General features: G+C 44.1%; 18 protein-coding genes and 2 tRNA genes. 12 read left to right on the forward strand and 8 right to left on the reverse strand.

What is annotated here, in order from left to right; genetic code table 11:
• Positions 1-63: 63 nt before the first annotated feature.
• Both uvrA and tenA read right to left on the reverse strand, forming a co-directional pair.
• Positions 64-2,895 (reverse strand): excinuclease ABC subunit UvrA, encoded by a 2,832-nt coding sequence (gene uvrA / locus G5T77_RS03050; protein WP_166136876.1) that lies wholly within the window; start codon positions 2,893-2,895, stop codon positions 64-66.
• 293 nt (positions 2,896-3,188) lie between these two features.
• The gene (tenA, locus tag G5T77_RS03055) at positions 3,189-3,860 is read right to left on the reverse strand and encodes a thiaminase II (RefSeq protein ID WP_166136873.1); all 672 of its coding nucleotides are present in this window, start codon (positions 3,858-3,860) and stop codon (positions 3,189-3,191) included.
• Between the two features lie 222 nt (positions 3,861-4,082).
• Between tenA and G5T77_RS03060 the strand changes: the two genes are divergently transcribed.
• The 4 genes from G5T77_RS03060 (at position 4,083) to ssb (ending at position 8,540) form a co-directional block, all read left to right on the forward strand.
• On the forward strand, positions 4,083-5,174 hold the full coding sequence (locus tag G5T77_RS03060; protein ID WP_004781554.1) for a DUF475 domain-containing protein: 1,092 nt from the start codon (positions 4,083-4,085) through the stop codon (positions 5,172-5,174).
• Positions 5,175-5,356: 182 nt separating this feature from the next.
• Positions 5,357-6,415 (forward strand): RNA-guided endonuclease TnpB family protein, encoded by a 1,059-nt coding sequence (locus G5T77_RS03065; protein ID WP_159123703.1) that lies wholly within the window; start codon positions 5,357-5,359, stop codon positions 6,413-6,415.
• 124 nt (positions 6,416-6,539) lie between these two features.
• Entirely contained in the window at positions 6,540-7,904 is a 1,365-nt protein-coding gene (locus G5T77_RS03070; protein WP_159123704.1) for an MFS transporter, read from the forward strand.
• 51 nt (positions 7,905-7,955) lie between these two features.
• The gene (gene ssb / locus G5T77_RS03075; RefSeq protein WP_159123705.1) at positions 7,956-8,540 is read left to right on the forward strand and encodes a single-stranded DNA-binding protein; all 585 of its coding nucleotides are present in this window, start codon (positions 7,956-7,958) and stop codon (positions 8,538-8,540) included.
• 69 nt (positions 8,541-8,609) lie between these two features.
• Here the strand turns inward: ssb and G5T77_RS03080 are convergent, their stop codons facing one another.
• The gene (locus G5T77_RS03080; RefSeq protein WP_166136870.1) at positions 8,610-9,074 is read right to left on the reverse strand and encodes a hotdog fold domain-containing protein; all 465 of its coding nucleotides are present in this window, start codon (positions 9,072-9,074) and stop codon (positions 8,610-8,612) included.
• A 139-nt stretch (positions 9,075-9,213) separates the two neighbouring features.
• On the opposite strand from G5T77_RS03080, the gene G5T77_RS03085 reads away from it, so the two are divergent.
• The 5 genes from G5T77_RS03085 to G5T77_RS03105 all read left to right on the forward strand — a co-directional run bounded on the left by G5T77_RS03085 (position 9,214) and on the right by G5T77_RS03105 (position 14,261).
• Positions 9,214-9,858: a TetR/AcrR family transcriptional regulator gene (locus G5T77_RS03085; protein ID WP_171521866.1), complete on the forward strand. Its 645-nt coding sequence runs from the start codon at positions 9,214-9,216 to the stop codon at positions 9,856-9,858.
• 151 nt (positions 9,859-10,009) lie between these two features.
• On the forward strand, positions 10,010-10,573 hold the full coding sequence (gene ahpC, locus G5T77_RS03090) for an alkyl hydroperoxide reductase subunit C (protein WP_005232609.1): 564 nt from the start codon (positions 10,010-10,012) through the stop codon (positions 10,571-10,573).
• A 244-nt stretch (positions 10,574-10,817) separates the two neighbouring features.
• Positions 10,818-11,696, forward strand: a complete 879-nt coding sequence (locus G5T77_RS03095) for a pirin family protein (RefSeq protein WP_166136867.1) — start codon at positions 10,818-10,820, stop codon at positions 11,694-11,696.
• 414 nt (positions 11,697-12,110) lie between these two features.
• Positions 12,111-13,418 (forward strand): FAD-dependent oxidoreductase, encoded by a 1,308-nt coding sequence (locus G5T77_RS03100; RefSeq protein ID WP_125279600.1) that lies wholly within the window; start codon positions 12,111-12,113, stop codon positions 13,416-13,418.
• A gap of 3 nt (positions 13,419-13,421) precedes the next feature.
• Positions 13,422-14,261: a methyltransferase domain-containing protein gene (locus G5T77_RS03105; protein WP_159123709.1), complete on the forward strand. Its 840-nt coding sequence runs from the start codon at positions 13,422-13,424 to the stop codon at positions 14,259-14,261.
• A gap of 81 nt (positions 14,262-14,342) precedes the next feature.
• On the opposite strand, the gene G5T77_RS03110 is transcribed toward G5T77_RS03105, so the two are convergent.
• The 4 genes from G5T77_RS03110 to G5T77_RS03125 form a co-directional block, all read right to left on the reverse strand.
• A tRNA-Thr gene (locus G5T77_RS03110) sits at positions 14,343-14,418 on the reverse strand.
• Positions 14,419-14,623: 205 nt separating this feature from the next.
• The gene (locus tag G5T77_RS03115) at positions 14,624-14,851 is read right to left on the reverse strand and encodes a hypothetical protein (RefSeq protein ID WP_004781576.1); all 228 of its coding nucleotides are present in this window, start codon (positions 14,849-14,851) and stop codon (positions 14,624-14,626) included.
• A 438-nt stretch (positions 14,852-15,289) separates the two neighbouring features.
• Positions 15,290-15,490, reverse strand: a complete 201-nt coding sequence (locus G5T77_RS03120) for a hypothetical protein (protein WP_004781578.1) — start codon at positions 15,488-15,490, stop codon at positions 15,290-15,292.
• Between the two features lie 205 nt (positions 15,491-15,695).
• Positions 15,696-15,786 (reverse strand) — tRNA-Ser (locus G5T77_RS03125).
• A 121-nt stretch (positions 15,787-15,907) separates the two neighbouring features.
• Between G5T77_RS03125 and G5T77_RS03130 the strand changes: the two genes are divergently transcribed.
• Positions 15,908-17,788 (forward strand): potassium transporter Kup, encoded by a 1,881-nt coding sequence (locus tag G5T77_RS03130; RefSeq protein ID WP_166136864.1) that lies wholly within the window; start codon positions 15,908-15,910, stop codon positions 17,786-17,788.
• A gap of 68 nt (positions 17,789-17,856) precedes the next feature.
• On the opposite strand, the gene G5T77_RS03135 is transcribed toward G5T77_RS03130, so the two are convergent.
• Positions 17,857-18,414 carry a hypothetical protein gene (locus G5T77_RS03135; protein ID WP_166136861.1) on the reverse strand — a complete coding sequence of 186 codons (558 nt, stop codon included), beginning with the start codon at positions 18,412-18,414 and terminating at the stop codon, positions 17,857-17,859.
• 266 nt (positions 18,415-18,680) lie between these two features.
• On the opposite strand from G5T77_RS03135, the gene G5T77_RS03140 reads away from it, so the two are divergent.
• Positions 18,681-19,778, forward strand: coding sequence for a DNA/RNA non-specific endonuclease (locus G5T77_RS03140; RefSeq protein ID WP_166136858.1), 1,098 nt, complete (start codon positions 18,681-18,683; stop codon positions 19,776-19,778).
• An 85-nt stretch (positions 19,779-19,863) separates the two neighbouring features.
• Positions 19,864-20,109 (forward strand): hypothetical protein, encoded by a 246-nt coding sequence (locus G5T77_RS03145; protein ID WP_004781584.1) that lies wholly within the window; start codon positions 19,864-19,866, stop codon positions 20,107-20,109.
• Positions 20,110-20,146 lie beyond the last annotated feature (37 nt).

Raw genomic sequence — 20,146 nt, forward strand, 5'->3', positions numbered from 1 at the left:
AAAATTGTGGGACAGCAATGGGGCACTCTCTCCTTTTTCAAAGGAGGATTGGAGAGAATAAAATTACTTCAATAACGGCTTTAAGAATTTCCCTGTATGTGAAGCCTTAACTTTCACAACATCTTCCGGAGTACCTTCCGCGATAATCATACCGCCACCCGCACCACCTTCAGGCCCAAGGTCTACCACCCAGTCTGCAGTCTTGATCACATCCAAGTTATGTTCAATCACAACAATGGTATTCCCTTTATTGCGTAGCTCATGCAGGATGTCCAGCAGCTTGGCAATATCATGGAAATGCAGACCAGTGGTTGGCTCATCCAGGACATACAGGGTTTTACCGGTATCCCGTTTGGCCAGCTCACGTGCCAGTTTTACCCGTTGTGCTTCACCACCAGAAAGGGTCGTCGCTGACTGACCTAAACGGATATAGCCCAGACCAACCTGATGCAAGGTTTCCAGACGACGATGAATCACTGGAATCGCATCAAAGAAATGCATGGCATCTTCAACGGTCATCTGCAATACATCAGAAATATTCTTGCCTTTGTAGTTCACTTCCAGCGTTTCACGGTTATAACGCTTGCCATGACAGGCGTCACACGGCACATACATATCCGGCAGAAAGTGCATCGCTACCTTAATCATGCCATCACCTTCACAGGCCTCACAGCGTCCGCCTTTCACGTTAAACGAGAAACGGCCAGCGGTATAACCACGCGCTTTGGCTTCCGGAGTCTGTGAAAACAGTTCACGAATTGGAGTAAACAAACCGGTATAAGTTGCTGGGTTCGAACGTGGCGTACGGCCAATCGGGCTCTGGTCAATATCAACCACTTTATCCAGAAATTGCAGACCATCAATTGAGTCAAACTTCTCAGCAGTTAGCGTGGTTGCACCATTCAGCTGAGTCGCTGCTAGTGGCAACAGAGTCCGGTTAATCAACGTAGATTTACCAGAACCTGAAACACCGGTGACACAAGTCATGATTCCCAATGGAATGGTCAGATCGACTTTCTTCAGGTTATGCCCGGCAGCACCCATCAATTTGATCTGTTCTTCCGGTTTTGGTGGCTGAACCCGTTTTTTCGGTACTTCAATTTTCAGTTTGCCAGACAGGTATTTACCGGTCAGGGAATCTTTGTTTTCAGCGAGTTCCTGATAAGTTCCTTCTGCAATCACATGACCGCCATGCACACCGGCACCCGGACCAATATCAATAATATGGTCTGCAGCACGAATTGCATCTTCATCATGTTCGACCACTAAAACAGTATTACCGAGGTCACGTAGACGAATCAGGGTTTGTAACAGGCGATCATTATCACGCTGATGCAGACCAATCGAAGGTTCATCCAGCACATACATCACACCCATGAGGCCAGCACCAATTTGTGAAGCCAGACGGATACGCTGTGCTTCACCACCAGACAAGGTTTCGGCAGAACGGGACAGACTCAAATAGTTCAGACCGACAGATACCAGGAAGTGCAGGCGTTCACGGATTTCCTTGAAAATCTTGTCCGCAATTTCACCACGCGCACCTTCCAGATTAATGCCCTGATAATAGCTCTCGGCATCGCCAATCGACATACGGGTAACGTCGGCAATGGTCTTGTCCAGAATTTTCACATTACGTGAGATTTCATTCAGACGTGAACCATCACAAGCATCACAAGCGGCATTGGATAGATACTGCGCCAGATCATCACGCACATAATTGCTTTCGGTTTCGCGGTAACGGCGTTCCAGATGCGGCAAAATACCTTCAAATGGCATCACCCGGTTATGACGACGACCACGTTCATCAATATAGCTTAGGTCAATTTTTTCTTTGCCGGTACCGTACAGGAATTTTTTCTTGGTATTGGCATCCAGTTCATTCCAAGGCATTTCCAGAGAAAAACCAAAATGCTCAGCTACTTTTTGCAGCATGCCATAATAATATGGACGCTGACGGTCCCAGCCACGAATCGCACCCTGGCTAATGCTGACCTCCTGATTGGGAATCAGTTTGTCTGCACTAAAATGGCTACGGGTACCCAAACCATCACAGACCGGGCAGGCACCGAAGGGATTGTTAAATGAAAACAGGCGTGGCTCCAGTTCAGCCACAGCGCGGTCACATTCCGGACAGGAGTGTTTGGCAGAAAACACGCGATCATCATTTTCGCCTTTCATCCAGGACAGGATCGCAATATCTCCACCGAGACGCAGTGCAGTTTCAAAACTTTCTGCAATCCGGTTACCGAGATCATCACGTACCTTAAAGCGGTCAACCACGACTTCAATAGTATGTTTTTTCTTTTTGTCCAACTCGGGTGGTGGATCAATTTCCATGATCTCGCCATCAACACGCGCACGCACAAAGCCTTGGCTTTGCAGTTGTTCAAATAGCGCTGTGTACTCACCCTTACGTTCACGCACGACAGGCGCTAGCAATAACAGTGCAGTACCTTCTTCCAGTTCTTTAACCGCATCGACCATTTCAGTTACGGTCTGTGCCACCATAGGCAGGTCGTGTTCCGGACAGTAAGGTGTACCTACGCGTGCATAGAGCAGACGTAAATAGTCATAGATTTCGGTAATGGTACCTACAGTCGAACGCGGGTTGTGGCTAGTCGATTTCTGTTCGATAGCAATGGCCGGGCTTAAGCCCTCAATCGAATCAACTTCCGGCTTTTCCATTTGCGAAAGGAATTGACGCGCATAGGCAGACAAAGATTCTACATAACGACGTTGACCTTCCGCATATAACGTATCGAATGCCAATGAGGACTTACCTGAACCAGACAGTCCCGTAATCACCACAAACTTGTCGCGTGGAATATCAAGGTTCACATTTTTCAGGTTATGGGTACGTGCACCTCGAATACGGATGTGACTTTGGCTCATGCAATGATCCTAGAAAATTCATCAAAAACCTTTATATGATACCGAATGAAAAATGTTCAAGTGCAAATAAAAGTATTTTAAACGTCAAGTTGTGTCGGATATTGGTCAAAAGATCAGTACTAAAGCAACTGGGGGAAAACGTAGATTAGATTTGCTCTTTTCCAAACATCTAATAGATAAAATTTCATGATGCATAACGACATCAAAATTAGCTTCACTTTCCATCATTTAGGGTTTGGTTTAAAAATAAAAAAGCCCTGCATTGGACAGGGCGTAGTCAATAGAAACTAAAATTAATCATCCAGACCTGGCCACTGGCGCTGTTCATAAGCACTGTCCCAGAACAACCATTCCAGACGTGCTGCATGGGTATAGGCCTGATGCATTTTTTCCAGAGTATCGGCATCGACCCGCGCTGCCACCCGATCCACAGTAGCAATTACATTGCGTACCGCTGTATGAAAATCTTCACCAGCATAAGTATCAATCCAGGCCTGATATGGATTATTCGGCGCCGCCTTATCGACAATATCCTTACCGACTTCTGCATAGATCCAGAAACATGGCAAGAGGGTAGCCAGAACCACCGGATAACTTTCTGCCCAAGCTGTTGCCTGTAAATAAGAGGTGTAATGATGGCAGGCCAGAGTCAAAGGTGTATTTTCAAATTGGGTTTTGCTGATGCCAAAATCCTGCATAAAGCCATCATGCAGGCTACGTTCGACCACAATGGCAGTTTTAGCGGCTTCACTAAACTGGATCACGTCATCTGCTTCAAAAGCTTTGGCTGCACACACCGCCAGCGCACGGCCATAGGCCAGCAGATAATGCGCATCCTGAATCACATAATGACTAAAAGCTTCACGGCTTAATGTTCCCTGCGCCAGTTGCTGGTTAAAAGGCAGCGCCAATGTCTTTTGATAAAGTCCGAGATTACGTTGCCATACGTCTTGAGAGAAACTCATACTGAAATCCTTAGCAGTTGAAGTCAAAACATCCAGCACTATAGCAAAGATGAATCTGTTTAAAAGATCAGCAAATCTGAAAAGCAGAAAATACCTAAAAATGGTTCAGGAAGTGCTTTGGTTTATACGGCAAAAGTTTCATAATTGGGACAACTTTGAGTCTTAGTATTTCTCTACGTTTAAAGAAATGCATTTAATGAAATTTATCTAAGGTCGATATATATGTTGAAACACTTTGGTTTCTCAATCGTATTTTCGATCGTGTGCCTTGGTTTGTCTGCTTATTGGGGATTCACCCATGGTCCGGAAGCGGGCCTGCAAACCATGTTCACAGCACTGACCATTACCGCTATTCTGGCGATTATGGAAGTGTCGTTGTCGTTTGATAACGCGGTTGTCAATGCATCCGTCCTGCGCGGTTGGGATCATTTCTGGAAAATGATTTTCCTGACGGTCGGGATTCTGGTTGCAGTTTTCGGGATGCGCCTGATTTTCCCGGTGGTCATTGTGGCCGTGACTGCGGATATGGGCTTTATGGAAGTGGTGCAGCTCGCCTTAAATGCACCCAAAGAATATTCGGCCAAACTGATGGCACATCATGCCGAGATTTCTGCCTTTGGTGGTGCCTTCCTGATGCTGGTATTTCTGAACTTCTTCCTGGATGAAGAAAAAGACACCCACTGGTTCCGCATGCTGGAACGCCGTCTGGCGCATCTGGCGAATGTTCCGGCGATGTCAGTCTTTATTACCCTGATTGCCTTATTAATCATGGATTTCCAGGTCGAAGAAGCGAAACGTCTGGATGTTATTCTGGCGGGGATCTGGGGAATCGTGATTTATATCGGGGTACAGGTCCTAAGCCATATGTTAGGTGGGGAACCGGAAGTAGACGAAGAGGGTAATGCCGTTCGTCATGATGCTGAAGGCGTACCGACTGGCGTGGTAAAAGCCGGCTTTGGTGGCTTTCTTTACCTGGAAGTGCTGGACGCATCTTTCAGTTTTGACGGTGTAATCGGTGCCTTTGCGATTACGTCTGACGTGGTAATCATCATGTTAGGCTTGGCCATCGGTGCGATGTTCGTGCGTTCGATGACCATTTACCTGGTCGATAAAGGCACGCTGGATGCCTATATCTATTTGGAACATGGCGCGCACTATGCGATTGGTGCTCTGGCATTTATCATGCTGGCAAGCAGTACCGGTGTACATATTCCTGAAGTAGTGACCGGTCTGATCGGTGTGGCTTTCATTATCTGGGCAGTCATTGCTTCGATTCAATATACCAAGCGTCAGTTATTAAAAGCAGGCAAATAGCCCCGTGATCGCTGAACAGAAGCGTAGCTCCGGCTACGCTTTTTTATCCATTGGAGCGTAAAACCTCGTGGTTCAGCACGAGGATATAAGCGACTGGAGTAAACCACATGAACGACACGAAATGTCGTTTTAAATATTTGTACTATAGTCACTATTAAGAAAAATACTGTTAAAATAATTGGATGAAGACACTCAAATTACGCATAAAAGACAAACATTGCAAGGTGCTAAATCAGTTAGCATCCGAAGTAAATTTTGTTTGGAATTATGTCAATGATTTGTGTTTTAAACATCTTCAAAAAAAACAACAATTCTTTTCAGCATACGATATTGCAAAATACACGAAAGGCACATCGAAAGAATGCAACTTGCACAGTCAAACTATTCAGGCAGTGACAGAAGAATTGGTCACAAGACGCAAGCAGTTCAAAAAAGCAAAACTAAAATGGCGTGTCAGTAATAAAAAATCAGCTAGACGTTCACTAGGTTGGATACCGTTTAAAAAGGTTGCAATCAAATATGCTGATGGCTGTGTTCAATATGGTAAACACCAATTCAAGTTATGGGATAGTTACGGTTTAAGTCAATACAGGGTTAAAACAGGCTCATTCGTTGAAGATAGCCGAGGCCGTTGGTATGTATGTCTTGTAGTTGACAATGCTAAAACAGAGAAAACCACCGCTAAAACCTCAATTGGCATAGATTTAGGTTTAAAAGATTTAGCCACTTGTTCAGATGGTGTAAAACTTAAAGCCCCTCAAATCTATCGGAAATATGAACAAAAACTTGGTATTGCTCAACGTGCAAAAAATAAAAAACGAGTGAAAGCAATTCACGCCAAGATTAAAAATGTAAGACAAAACATGCTGCATCAATTCAGCCATAAACTAGTAAAAGAACATGCAGCAATCTTCGTTGGCAATGTGAATGGCAAAGCATTAGCGCAAACCAAACTAGCCAAGTCTGTGTTAGATGCCAGTTGGACAACACTAAGAACCATGCTCAAGTATAAATGCGAGAACGCAGGGGTATGGTATGAAGAAGTCAATGAAGCCTATACCACCCAAACTTGTTCGTGCTGTGGCTCACGCTCCAGTAGTCCGAAAGGTAGAGCAGGTTTAGGAATAAGAGAGTGGCAGTGTGGTGAGTGTGGTAGCTCATGGGATCGGGATGTAAATTCCGCACTGAATATTCTTGCGCTCGGGCATGAGCGTCTAGCAGTAGGAATCCCCTTGCTTTAGCTGGGGGAGGATGTCAATTTTCAGATAGTCCTCATCTTTATTTCAAATAAAATTCATGCATTCCTTTGAGCGGAATGGCCTATAATCTACGCATCAAGATTAACTAACTCGATCGCCAGACTTTATGATGAATGCCTTAGAACGTCGCTCGACCTTTGCCCTGAGCAGTATTTTCGCACTGCGCATGCTGGGGTTGTTTATGATCATCCCTGTATTCTCTGTAGCAGGGCAGTCATATGAATATGCTACGCCTGCACTGATTGGTCTGGCGGTGGGTATTTATGGCCTGACACAGGCCATTTTACAGATTCCGTTTAGCCTGATTGCGGACCGTTATAGCCGTAAGCCACTGGTGGTTTTAGGCTTGTTACTATTCGCTCTAGGTGGTGCGATTGCTGCAATGTCTGACACCATTTATGGCGTGATCATTGGTCGTGCGATTGCCGGTGGTGGGGCAGTTTCAGCAGTGGTAATGGCCTTATTGGCTGATGTGACCCGTGAAGAAAACCGCATGAAAGCCATGGCGGTGATGGGCATGAGTATCGGCCTGTCCTTTGTGGTGGCCTTTACCATGGGGCCGTGGGTGACAGGACTGGTCGGCATTTCTGGTCTGTTCTGGGTGACTACCGTAATGGGCTTGGCTGCGATTGCGATGCTGTTGATGGTTCCTAAAGTCACTCGTCATCATAAAAATTTTCAGCAAGGTTATGTAGAGCAGCTAAAACAGGTCCTGAAAATGGGAGACCTGAACCGTCTGCATATTTCAGTATTTACCCTGCATTTGCTACTTACAGCGATGTTTATTTATGTGCCATCGCAACTGATTGAAGTTGCTGAACTGCCATTATCGAGCCATGGCTGGGTCTATCTGCCGCTGCTGGTCGTGAGCTTGTTTTTTGCCTTCCCAAGCATTGTACTGGCAGAAAAATACCGCAAGATGCGCAGCATTTTCCTGACAGCGATTGGCGGGATTATCCTGGGTCTGCTGATCATGATTTTTGGTTTTGAGTCTAAATATGTGCTGATCGGTGGATTGGGATTATTCTTTATTGCTTTTAATGTCATGGAAGCCTTACTGCCCTCCTGGCTATCCAAAGCAGCCCCGATTCAATCCAAAGCCACTGCGATGGGCGTGAATGCCAGTAGTCAGTTCCTGGGCGCATTCTTTGGCGGGATCATTGGTGGACAATTGTTGTTACTCAACAACACTTCGCTCGGTTGGAGTATTTTATCGGCAATTGCTATAATTTGGCTGCTCATGAGTTTTGGGTTGGCTCAACCACGCTATCTTTCATCGCTCGTGCTTCGTCTGCCAGAGAGTAAACAAACAGATGAATGGACTTCTCAACTTTTGGCGATTCGTGGTATTGAAGAGGTTGTGGTCATGTCTGAACAGCAAGTCGCCTTTGTAAAGGTCGATAAACAGCAGGTTGATGATGTTTCGCGACAACAATTAACGCACTTGTTAGGTAAAGAGGTAGCCATTTAAACATAACTCTTATAAAGTAAAATATAGAAATAAATAGGAAGTGTACGTCTGATGCGTGGTGTTAATAAGGTCATTTTAGTTGGTACTTTAGGTCGAGATCCTGAGACCAAAACTTTCCCAAATGGTGGTTCTCTCACTCAATTCTCTATCGCAACCAGCGATTCATGGACTGATAAAAATACGGGCGAACGTAAAGAGCAAACCGAATGGCACCGTATTGTGCTGCATAACCGTTTAGGTGAAATTGCACAGCAATATCTGCGCAAAGGTTCTAAAGTTTATATCGAAGGTTCATTACGTACCCGTCAATGGACAGATCAAAGCGGTCAAGAACGCTACACAACGGAAATCCGTGGTGAGCAAATGCAAATGCTGGATTCTGGTCGTCCACAAGGCGAGCAGGGCGATAACGGGTTTAACCAGCCACGTTTTAATAACAATAACCAGGGTGGCGGTTATAGCAATAATTCACAAGGTGGTTATGGCTCAGCGCCTCAGCAAGGCGGTTTTAACAATAATCAGGGCAGTGGTTATGGCAACAATAACCAAAATAACCAGGGTGGTTATGCGCCGAAGTCTGCACCTGCTCCAGTAGCAGCACCTGCAGCCGATCTGGATGATGATCTTCCGTTCTAATCCCGACATTAGAAAGGCAAATCATCATCAAAACCCGCCATTTGGCGGGTTTTTCATATCTGGGTTCTTCTATTTTTTCACCGAGACCCACATGGTGATCACCGCCCGAAACACAACTTCTTCTGTAGTATCTTTAATTTCTACATTGACCAGATAATCGCTGCCTTCATTCCATATAAAGTTAGGCTCGGCGGGTGTCGCAATCGCAACCAAGTCAGTAGTAGCTTTTTTGACATATTCGACCTGCATGCCTTTAGGAATCCAGCGATGGGTCTTTGGAACGGTTGCATCGGTCATGGTACCGCCTGCCAGTTCAGCCATGTTACACATGGCAATCGCGTGTACAGTGCCTAAATGATTCAGTACGGCACGATGTTTCTTAATGCTCACTGCACAATAACCAGGCTTTAAATCTTCAAACAATGGAGAAATACTGCCGAAATAAGGTGCTTTTAGACAAAGTAATTTAGAAAAAAGATATTTACCGGCTGGCTTATTTTCTAAGCTTTTCCAGATTTTTAGGGCTTGGCTCATTTATAACTTCCTGTATATTATTTTTTAATCAGAATAATATTCTCATACAGAATATTATTCTGTATTGGCGCATCTGACAAAAACCAGACATCAGGCTGCCAGCCTGCTTTTAAAAATAGAGAGGATTTAAATATTAAAGATGCAAAACATGGAATTGCTGGAAAGGATTTTTAAGGGAAGACGGGCTTTACTCAAACGTCAGATTCTGGAATACGCATTGACAGAGTTTCTGCGTACAGGCATTGCTGCGACTACGATTGAAATGATCCGTGATCAGGCCGATACCAGTATCGGGGCGATTTATCATCATTTTAAAAACAAGGAGGGGATCATTGCGGCACTATATATTGCAGCGCTCACAGATCAGTCAACGCAGCGTTTGCAGGCTCTGTCACAAGTTCAGGGTATTGAACGAGGTATACAGGCGGTTATTCAGAGTTATATCGATTGGGTTGTAGCGTATCCTGATTTTGCCCGCTTTCTTTATGCCGCGCATCATACAGTTCAAAGCAGTGACTTCGGAGAAGAATTGCAGCAGTCGAATCAGCAGCGCAATCAGGACTTACAACAATGGCTGGCTCAGCAGGCAGATATCGGGCAATTACAAGCTGTTCCCTTAGAACTGCTTATGTCACTGATCATTGGACCCACTGAAAGTTATTGCCGGAGCTGGTTATCTGGTCGAGTTCAAACCTGCCCTAAATACTATGCAGCAGCCTTAGCAAAATCGGCCTGGCAATCTATACAGCATTTTCAAGAAAGTGAAGCCGCCAAAATCGATTAAACAAATCAGAAAGATAAAAATAAAAGGAATTATAAATCTAAAAATCCGATAGTTTTTATGAAAAGTTACGGTTTTACCTGTTGGTGGTTTTTGCGTATTCTTAACTACATCAAATGAACACACACTTTCACGAATAGATAGGAATAGACTTATGAGTTTAATCAATACTGAAGTTAAGCCATTCAACGCAACTGCTTACCACAATGGCCAATTTATTGAAGTGTCTGAGCAAGACATGAAAGGCAAATGGTCTGTAGTATTTTTCTATCCTGCTGACTTCACATTTGTTTGTCCAACAGAATTAGGCGATCTTGCTGATCAGTATGCTGAATTCCAGAAACTGGGCGTAGAAATCTACTCAGTATCTACCGACACGCACTTCACGCACAAAGCTTGGCACGATACTTCTGACGTGATTGGTAAAATCCAGTATCCAATGATCGGCGATCCAACCTGGACTTTGGCGAAAAACTTTGAAGTGCTGATTGAAGCTGATGGTCTGGCGGATCGTGGTACTTTCGTGATCGATCCAGACGGTAAAATCCAGATCGTTGAAATCAACGCGGGCGGTATCGGTCGTGACGCGCAAGAACTGCTTCGTAAAGTAAAAGCGGCTCAATATGTACACGCTCACCCAGGTGAAGTATGTCCTGCAAAATGGAAAGAAGGTGAAGCGACTCTTGCTCCTTCAATCGACCTGGTCGGTAAAATCTAATTCGATAACACTTTATCGAAATTAAAAAACCCAGCCCTCAGCGCTGGGTTTTTTATTATCTACTGCTCATGACTACCTAAATTAACGTCTTATAGCAAAGCTAAAGTTATAAGTAGCTACACAGAAATCTAAGAGTCGAACCGTCTTATATTTGAAATACTGCATTCTAGAAGTACGGTATTGATGACTGCTGATAAAGCTTAAAATGGCTGCATGTTCATCCTATTGTGTATAGGAGTAAAAGATGAAAAAAATTATTGGTGTTTACCGTAATCAAAACATGCACTGGGTTGGTGACGGCTTCCCGGTGAAAAACCTGTTTTCTTATGACCGTTTGGGGCAGGCCATTAGTCCATTTTTATTGCTGGATTATGCAGCGCCGTATCACTTTGCGCCAACCACTGAGCAGCATGGTGTAGGTTCACATCCGCATCGTGGTTTTGAAACTGTAACCTTGGCTTATCAGGGTGCAGTGACCCACCAGGACTCCAGTGGCGGTGGTGGTACGATTCAGACCAGCGATGTGCAGTGGATGACAGCGGGTGCAGGGGTGGTGCATGAAGAATTTCATTCTCCAGATTTTGCGCAAAAGGGCGGCCTGTTTGAAATGGTTCAACTCTGGGTCAACTTGCCAGCCAAAGACAAAATGACCGCGCCACGTTATCAGGCCATTACTGCAGCTAAGATTCCACGGATTGAAATGGATGAAGGTGCAGGACATATCCGGGTGATTGCCGGAGAATTCGGAGGTCATCATGGCCCTGCGCATACCTTTAGTCCGGTGAATGTCTGGGATGGCGAGCTAAAAGCGGAGTATGAAACTACGTTGCATGTACCTACCGGACATAATGCTTTGCTGGTTGTACTGGCGGGTGAGCTGGTGGTAAATGGCAGTCAAAAAGTCCTGGATAGCTCTATTGTGATGTTTGCGCGCGATGATGATCCTGAAATTCAGCTACAGGCCGATCAGGACACTAAATTTTTGCTTTTGACCGGTGAGCCGCTGAATGAACCTATTCAAGGCTATGGCCCATTTGTAATGAATACCAAGGAAGAAATTATTCAGGCATTTCAAGATTTTAATCAGGGTAAATTTGGTGAAATCGCGGTACAGGCCGAATAATACAGTCAGTCTTAAAACAAAGAAGCCTCTGCGCAAGCAGAGGCTTTTTTTTCTAATGCGCTGGAATTTCTTGTCGTTTTTACGAGTTTCTTGGATAAATTCATTTTGTTTATCTCTATGAATTTATCTCTTTCTTGTGCTGCATATTATAGAGTGTTTTGCGGTCTTTGTAAACCGATGATTAAAAAATCGGTTAATTAAATCATTTGTTTTTTAAAGATTTATTTTTAAATATTTAAATATAATGGCGGTTTAAGTTACTCTATATAAAGACGTTTTTTGCTATTCAAAAAATGTAATTTATTTGTAAAGTTACGTTAACTCAGACTTACGAAAAAAAAGTATTCTGGAAGATTTTAATAACCTATTTGCCGAAAGCATGGTTCATAATTTCTTTTAGTTTTTCAATGACGGATGATCAGATTGGATATCGCAGTAATTGGTAGTGGCATGGCTGGACTGGCTACTGCCAGAATTCTTCAGGACGCAGGACATCGCATTACTATTTTTGAAGCGCTTCAAGGTCGCGGCATGGACAGTCATAGTCTCGAATTTGAAGGAGGCCTCATTGACGCACCTTTACGTGTGATGAATCCTTATCTGTGGAAAAATACCTTAAGTCTGGCGACTCATCTGGGCATTAAAACTTACCCGGTACGTACCTATATGGCCTGTAGCTGGCTGTTTGAAGACCGGGTAGAAACCTGGCTAACCACGTCACGTAGCCGGATTGGCAATATTCCGATTATCAATAACCGCAAAGGCATCCAGCAATATGGCTGGCGTCTGGTTAAAGGTTTGCTGCAACTCAAAACAGCCTTGGCAAAATTCTTTAAATCCAAAAATCAGGACATCAGCCTGGCAGAATTTATCAATCGCAATGAGATTGAAGAAGTGTTCTGGCATGGTGCGGTGATGCCGGTGCTGTATACCATCTGTACCTGTAATCCAAAAACCATTGGTGAATGGCCAGCCAAACCTTTATTGATTTTCCTGCGTCAGCTAACGGATGGTGATGCCTTATTACGTATGCAGGGCGGTACTCCGGCTTTGGTAGACAAGCTGATTGAAGGCATTCACATTGAAAGTGGTGCGCCGATCGTTTCGGTAAAAGAGCAGGGCGACAAAGTACTGGTAGAAAATGCAGCTGGTCTGTCGAAAACCTTTGATCGTGTGGTTGTGGCGACACCAACCAATCATATTGATGAATTCCTGGATCATGAACAGTTTGGCCGTGATATCGAGCTGTTAAAGAAATTCAAATTTGAACAGGGTGAATTGGTCATTCACCGCGATAGCAGCGTGATGCCACCGAAACGTAAGGATTGGGCTGTACTCAGCTATATGATGGATCGCAAGTTTACCCGTCAGCAATTTACGGTTTGGCTGAATGCGGTTGAACCGAGTCTGGTGGGTAAATCACCAGTATTCCAGACCTGGCGTCCTGTGACTGAGATTGATCCGAAAAAAGTGATTTCATCAGTGACCTTGACCCGTGCGGTAGTAGATGCCAATACCATCGCCCTCAATAAAGAATTACAGCATCGTCATCTGGAAATGAACCGTAAAGTGTTCTACTGCGGCTCATGGTCATCGGACGGTTTACCAATCTTGGAATCTGCAGTGACTTCTGCCATGAAAATTGCTGCAATTATGGGAGCACCGTTGCCATTTGAAGGACTTAAACCTAAGATCGAGGTAGCACCCCAACTCGGTTATTGATTGATGCAATGGTTTCAGGCACTTCGTCAGCGTCTTCCTCAACATAAATATGCAATTGATGCTTCGTTGCTGGGAGACCAGTCGCAGTTGCCCTGGAGCAATCTGGGTTATTGGCGGGAAGGGCAGCAGGATTATGTAGCTGCCTGTCGAACTTTGGCCGACCATTTGGCAGAAATGGTCGGTTTAAATTCAAAGGATAAATTGCTGGATCTGGGCTGTGGCCAGGGTGCCAGCCTGTTGCACTGGCAGCAACACTATCAGGTGCAATATCTGGCCGGTGTAGAACTTCAGCCTGCTTGTGTGGCGAATATTCAGCAACATTTACCTAATCTCAATGCCATCTATCCGGCTTCTTTCCTGCGTTTAAAAGACATGCATTTTTCCCAGCGCTTTGATGTGGTGCTATGTCTGGATGCTGCCTATCATAGTTCCGTTCCCGAACTTCTAGATCAGGTACGCAGTGTTTTGAACACCAATGCACGGATTGGCTTTCATCATCTGATCTTGTCTGAAAAATGGAACAGCTTGAATGCGCTGCAAAAGCGTAAATATCAGTTTCTGCTGACATCCGCCGATGTCAATTTAAAAAACCTGATGTTGAAAAATGAGCTTTATCATTGTTTGGAAAATTTTGAATTTAAGAATATTCAGATTGAAGATCTGTCCGAAGCGGTATTTTCAGGTTTTGCTGATTATGTAAATCAGAATTTAAATACAAAGAAATTGAAACAAAAAGGCAAAAGACTGGATCAGTTTAAAATCCAGATGACGGCAAAGCTTTGTCAGAAGTTATATCAGGATGGGATTGTAAGATATGTGCAGGTGACGGCACAGGCGATCTGAGTATTCAAGGCAAAAAACAGCTATATAAAAATGCCAAACCCAGAAACATCAAAGCCTCACTAAAAAGCGAGGCTAAGAAAATGGTGCCGGCACACGGATTCGAACTGTGGACCTACTGATTACAAGTCAGTTGCTCTACCAACTGAGCTATGCCGGCGTTGTGGAGTGCATTTTACAGATTTTTCTTAAGGGCGCAAGCCAAAAAATAACCGTTCAATCTTATAACCAATTTTTTATTGCTGATCATTGAATCATCTTCACTCAGGCATCTACATTTAAATCATGAAATTGCCCATATCAGTGATATGGGCAAGGATAAGGGGTTGATATTTAAAATCTATTATGAGTGAGTTAAAAGGGAATTATCTGCTTTTGAGTATCCGATCCAGGTCTTGTGCGCATTCCTCTAAAGTAAAGGCCATATCAAACTGCATTTGAGGTTTGAGTTCTTGAGCAAGACTTCTCCACTGTTCAATTAATTTTAGGGCTTTTTGAATCTTATGTTTGTTGACGTCTTTGGCAATGGTCGGGGTATAACCACCGCGTTTGGCATTTTTTATCTGTTTCATGTAGTTTGCGCTGTTATTCATGTCCACTCTCCGAATAGCAGTGTTTCCACTTTTTTCTAACCCAAATAAGGAAGACTCAAGCAATAACGTTTTCTATCTTTAGGTTTTTATTCTCCTTTTATCCTGTTTTGATTCCACCATAACATAGCGATGATGACAATTAAATTAAGCTATTTTTATGCCAGTTTTTGTCTCCATCATATAAATAAACTAAAAGAAGAACATAAAGTTAAGAAATTAATAAAAATGGATATATCATGGTTTTATCCAGAGAATTTATTTCAATATATCTCAACCTATATCCTTACATCTTTAAATCTATCAAAAGAAAAGGCAAGCAATACTCATCTCAAAAATAACCAGTAGAATGAATTATCCTTTTTCAATTCATCTGTCCAAGATGCTCACTTTTAAGGTTTTAGACTATAAAAAAAGCCCAATATAAAATTGGGCTAGGGCTTAAGGCTCGACTTCTAGCGGATCACCATCTTCAGGACGAAGATGACGTGTGCCATCATCCGCAGGATCTACACTTGATCCATCTTTGGTGATCGGATTGTACATTTCATCCTCTTTTTTATCGTCAGTGAACTCCTCATCTTCGAAATCCAGAGGCTCATTATCATCATCAAAATTTAGGGGTTTTTCATCATCTTTCATAGCGATCCATCATTTTTTACCAAGATAGGATCATGCTCGAATATTCCTCAGTGTCATTCAACAGCCATCCGGCATCATTTATGTAACTTGTATAGTTATTCTTTTATTTTTAATCCATTCCCTAATAATTTCGGCAACAAAAAAGGCTCAACCCCTTTAAGATCAAGCCTTTTGCACTACGGTGAACTACCGTAAAAGTCGAATTTGGCGGTGAGAGAGGGATTCGAACCCTCGATACGCTATAAACGTATACACACTTTCCAGGCGTGCTCCTTCAGCCACTCGGACACCTCACCATGGCCGTGGATGATATAGAAAAAAAGCCAGTCTGCCAAGCTTGAAACAATTGATTTGCGGAAAAACTTTGAGCGCAATGCTATGATTCGCAAAAATGCTTGTTAAAAACGAAGACGATATATGCAAAGCACTGCACAGAAAGCAGCTCTCCCGGTAATTACGCTGGCTGCGCTTGGGGTTGTTTTTGGAGATATTGGAACCAGTCCATTGTATGCACTACGCCAATGTTTCTTGACGTCGCACCTTGCCATTAGTGAAGCTTCGGTGTTGGGCATTTTGTCCTTGATCTTCTGGTGCATCATGCTGACGGTGAGCTTCAAATACGTCACTATTATCATGCGTGCCGATAACAACGGTGAGGGCGGAATCATGTCCTTACTAGCTCTCAATTTGCGAACTACACGCATTTCTGATGACAAGAAAATTTACCTGATTGCGCTTGGCTTTATTGGGGCATCGCTGTTTTTTGGTGATGGAATTATTACCCCGGCGATTTCCGTATTATCTGCGGTTGAAGGGCTGAGTATTGCCACGCCTGTGTTTAATCAATGGTTAGAACCTCTATCGATCGGGATTATTGCGGGACTCTTTCTGGTGCAACGTCATGGTACCGGAACCATGGGTAAATTTTTTGGTCCACTGACCTTACTCTGGTTCCTGTCGATTGGTGGTTTTGGTTTATGGAGCATTATCCAGACCCCGACAGTACTGGCCATGGTGAATCCATACTGGGCCTATCATTTTGTGGTCGATCAGCCTTTTGTAGCCTTCTTGACCATGGGCGCCGTGATTCTGACCATGACCGGGGGTGAAGCTATTTATGCTGATATGGGGCACTTTGGTCGTCTGCCGATTCGTCTGGCCTGGTTCATTATTGTGTTGCCCTGTTTGTTACTGAATTATGCTGGGCAGGGCGCGTTGTTGCTGCGCCGTCCTGAAGCACTGGAAAATCCTTTTTATATGCTGCTTCCAGAATGGGGCTTATATCCAATGATTGGTTTGGCAACGGCAGCTGCTGTGATTGCCTCACAGGCGGTGATTACCGGGGTGTTCTCCATGGTGAATCAGGCTATTCAACTGCGCTATTTACCGCGTCTGAGCGTAAAACATACCTCAGCTGAAGAGCGTGGACAGATTTATCTGCCATTCATTAACTGGATGCTGTTTATTTCCGTGGTGATTCTGATTTTACTCTTTGAAAATAGTGCCCGGCTAGCAAGTGCTTATGGGGTTGCAGTCACCATGACTATGCTCTGTGGCACCATTTTAATCAGCATTCTGGCTTATGGTTTCTGGCGCTGGCCAATCTGGAAAGTGGTGTTATTTGCTACACCATTCCTGATGCTGGATCTAGTTTTTGTAGCCTCAACCTCTTTAAAAATTGCATCAGGTGGCTGGGTACCGATTATGCTCGGGGCAGCATTATTTACGATTCTGATGACCTGGAAAGATGGTCGTGCATTGGTCCTGAACCGTCTGGAAAAAGATGCACTACCGATTGACTTGTTTATTAAGAGTATCTCAATTGGGGGAGGCACCAAGTTTGTACCGGGTGAAGCGATTTTTCTGACCGGAACCCCGACCATTGTACCGCATGCGATGTTGCATAATATCAAGCACAATAAGGTGCTACATGAGCGCAATATTCTGGTAACAGTCATTACCCGGGATATTCCTTTTGTAGGCGATGAAGAACGCATCAAACTGGAAAAACTCAGTGAACATTTTTATCGAGTCACGATGTATTACGGGTTTAAGGATCAGCCAAATATCCCGGAAGCATTGCAGCATGCGTATGCAGAATGGGGCTTTGAATATGACCTGATGCAGATCAGTTTCTTTATCTCCCGGGAACGGATTATGCATACGGTGGGAGAGGGAATGGCACCTTGGCGGGAAAAACTGTTTGTTTCCATGCAGCGTAATACCAGTCCGGTCAGCGACTTCTACCAGATTCCGACCAACCGGGTGGTTGAACTGGGTAGCCAGATCGAGATGTAAAAATAGAAAAACCAGAGCTAGGCTCTGGTTTTTTTTAGGGAAGAGAATTTAGAAAGCTTTATAACAAATTATTGTTCTGTTGCTTCTGTCTCAACCGGCATTTCAGGGGCTGCGTTTAAAGGTGCATCTACCGCAGGATCAGCTTCAGCTTCTACTGCAATTTCAGTTTGCTCAGTCATCGCAGCCGCTTCAGGTGCAGCAGCTTGCTGTTCTTCAAGAGCTGGTTGCTCTACAGCTTCACCCATAGTCATTTCCTGTTCTGTAGCAGGGGCTGCTGGTTCAGACTCAAGATTGGCTGGAGCTGGATTGGTATCCGGCATTTCTGGTTGTGCAACAGGTGCATCAGGCATGCCTGGTGTTGGCATTGGCTGATTTGGCATTGATTGTTGTGGCTGCTGGCCTGGCTGAGCAGGTGCAGACATTGGCTGGTTTACCAGACGGATCTGTCCAGAGTTCACCAGGCTTTCCAGTGAGGCTTGCTGACCATTTACAGTGGTACTAATTTTAGCTTTAGATAAGCTTTCAAGTGTTTCACCCGCTTGTACAGGAGGCTCAGCGAATGCGCCGACACTGATCACACTTGTAAATATTCCGAGACCTAATAACTTAGATAGTTTGGAATTCATAAATTAACTCCATTGCTAATAATTGTACGTAATTTGAGTAGTCAGATAGCTTTGCACACTCAAGACGAGGTCACAATCAAAGCTACTTAAAGGTTAAAAAACCGCGCTGAAAGCTCACTAAAAAAACGACACTTTGTTACAAGATTTAAGAATATAGGGGTGGATTGTGTAATTATTAGGCAAATAAAGAGGGTAAGATATACTTCATATACATGGCTTGTTAAGCTCGCAAAACCCCCGATTTTGATCTTAAAAGCACGTGTAGCATGGCAAAGAAGCAGCGTAAGTCGAAGAATTCAGTTTTTCAGTTTTTTAATGAAAATAGCGTGAAAGTGATCCTGGCAATGGTCGCTTCCGGGAGTTTCGCGATTGCGTTTGGCCAGGAAAAAATCAGTCAGTGGATTTCTCTGCCGTCTACATCGAATTCGAGCTGTCTGGAACAGTTTTACCGGGACATCCCGCCTTACTTAATGAAAGACAGCCTGAAAAAAGACAGTTATTCACTGTGTTTTAATGGCTTTAATGTGGGTTATTCTGGGGTATCCAAAACGCCACTTTGGGTGGCGGAGGCCTTAACACCGAAGCGTCTGAGCCAGAAAATTCCACGTGAAGACAACTTCCATGAAGAAACACGACTAAATGCTGCTCATCGTGCGACTTTGGCTGACTACCGGGGTTCAGGCTATGACCGAGGCCATATGGCGCCAAATGCGGATATGCCAAATAAAGCTGCACAGTCTGACAGTTTCTCGCTGGCCAATATGGTCCCGCAGGCACCAAAGAACAATCAGCAGGTCTGGCGCGAGCTGGAAGAAGCGACCCGAGCAATTGTGACCAAGCAGAAGCAGGACGTGTATGTAGTGACCGGGCCAGTCTTTGCTGCCAAAAAGCTGAAAACTATTGGCAAGGGTGTAATTGTACCAACTGCCGTGTACAAAGCGATCTACATGCCGAAAACTGGTGCCATTGGTGCCTACTATGCACCTAATGATAATTCGCTCAAGGTTCGCATTGTCAGTGTCTGCTATCTGGAAGAGCAGCTTGGCATTAACCTGTTTCCTCAGTTAACTGAAGAACAGAAACGCAATACCTATCATCTGCCGTTGACTGCAAATGCTGTGAAGGCCAACCAGAAAATTGCCTATTCGAATTGGGATGCAGAAAGCCAGTGTGCTGAAGATGTGCCGAAAGAAGATCTGGAAAAACTGCAGCGTGAGTTCAAACCGTCGGCTTCAAGTTCGGCCAGTACAAGCAATACCAGCTCATCAGTTAATAAGAGCGGGATCGATCATGATACTCAGGATACGATTGTTAAACAGCTGATTGAGGCCTTGTTGCAATACATCCTGCAGCTGCTGAAATAGTGAAAAGGAGCTTGCTGTAAAAAGCAGGCTTCAGGTAGCATGCTGAAGACAGGTGAGTAAAAATAATAAAACAGAGTAGAAATTAATGTTTAAAGCATTTGAAAATGGAACCGAATCGCATGCGATTCATGATCTGACAGTTGAGAATGATCTGGACTGTGTCAGTCTGTATGGCAATCTGCAAATTACCAAAGACCAGGCTGGTCTCAAGGCAGCCAAAGTCTTGCAGGCACTGTTAAATGATATTGTGCAGCAGCTCGAAGAAACACCGGATCTGCCAGAAAAAATTGAACGCAATGATGCAGATGAAATTGAAAATCCATTTTTATAGAAATTTCTTAAATCACTATTCCGGCTAGAAAAAAGCT

The sequence above is a fragment of the Acinetobacter sp. GFQ9D191M genome (assembly GCF_011174875.1).
In the GTDB taxonomy this organism is placed as follows: Bacteria; Pseudomonadota; Gammaproteobacteria; order Pseudomonadales; family Moraxellaceae; genus Acinetobacter.

What these genes read in the sequence shown, in the direction of transcription:
- G5T77_RS03135 (WP_166136861.1), bottom strand. Translation starts at nt 18,414, where the DNA reads ATGAATTCCAAACTATCTAAGTTATTAGGTCTCGGAATATTTACAAGT.
- uvrA (WP_166136876.1), bottom strand. Translation starts at nt 2,895, where the DNA reads ATGAGCCAAAGTCACATCCGTATTCGAGGTGCACGTACCCATAACCTG.
- tenA (WP_166136873.1), bottom strand. Translation starts at nt 3,860, where the DNA reads ATGAGTTTCTCTCAAGACGTATGGCAACGTAATCTCGGACTTTATCAA.
- G5T77_RS03120 (WP_004781578.1), bottom strand. Translation starts at nt 15,490, where the DNA reads ATGAAAGATGATGAAAAACCCCTAAATTTTGATGATGATAATGAGCCT.
- ahpC (WP_005232609.1), top strand. Translation starts at nt 10,010, where the DNA reads ATGAGTTTAATCAATACTGAAGTTAAGCCATTCAACGCAACTGCTTAC.
- G5T77_RS03065 (WP_159123703.1), top strand. Translation starts at nt 5,357, where the DNA reads ATGAAGACACTCAAATTACGCATAAAAGACAAACATTGCAAGGTGCTA.
- ssb (WP_159123705.1), top strand. Translation starts at nt 7,956, where the DNA reads ATGCGTGGTGTTAATAAGGTCATTTTAGTTGGTACTTTAGGTCGAGAT.
- G5T77_RS03060 (WP_004781554.1), top strand. Translation starts at nt 4,083, where the DNA reads ATGTTGAAACACTTTGGTTTCTCAATCGTATTTTCGATCGTGTGCCTT.
- G5T77_RS03145 (WP_004781584.1), top strand. Translation starts at nt 19,864, where the DNA reads ATGTTTAAAGCATTTGAAAATGGAACCGAATCGCATGCGATTCATGAT.
- G5T77_RS03130 (WP_166136864.1), top strand. Translation starts at nt 15,908, where the DNA reads ATGCAAAGCACTGCACAGAAAGCAGCTCTCCCGGTAATTACGCTGGCT.
- G5T77_RS03080 (WP_166136870.1), bottom strand. Translation starts at nt 9,074, where the DNA reads ATGAGCCAAGCCCTAAAAATCTGGAAAAGCTTAGAAAATAAGCCAGCC.
- G5T77_RS03105 (WP_159123709.1), top strand. Translation starts at nt 13,422, where the DNA reads ATGCAATGGTTTCAGGCACTTCGTCAGCGTCTTCCTCAACATAAATAT.
- G5T77_RS03095 (WP_166136867.1), top strand. Translation starts at nt 10,818, where the DNA reads ATGAAAAAAATTATTGGTGTTTACCGTAATCAAAACATGCACTGGGTT.
- G5T77_RS03140 (WP_166136858.1), top strand. Translation starts at nt 18,681, where the DNA reads ATGGCAAAGAAGCAGCGTAAGTCGAAGAATTCAGTTTTTCAGTTTTTT.
- G5T77_RS03070 (WP_159123704.1), top strand. Translation starts at nt 6,540, where the DNA reads ATGATGAATGCCTTAGAACGTCGCTCGACCTTTGCCCTGAGCAGTATT.
- G5T77_RS03115 (WP_004781576.1), bottom strand. Translation starts at nt 14,851, where the DNA reads ATGAATAACAGCGCAAACTACATGAAACAGATAAAAAATGCCAAACGC.
- G5T77_RS03100 (WP_125279600.1), top strand. Translation starts at nt 12,111, where the DNA reads ATGATCAGATTGGATATCGCAGTAATTGGTAGTGGCATGGCTGGACTG.
- G5T77_RS03085 (WP_171521866.1), top strand. Translation starts at nt 9,214, where the DNA reads ATGCAAAACATGGAATTGCTGGAAAGGATTTTTAAGGGAAGACGGGCT.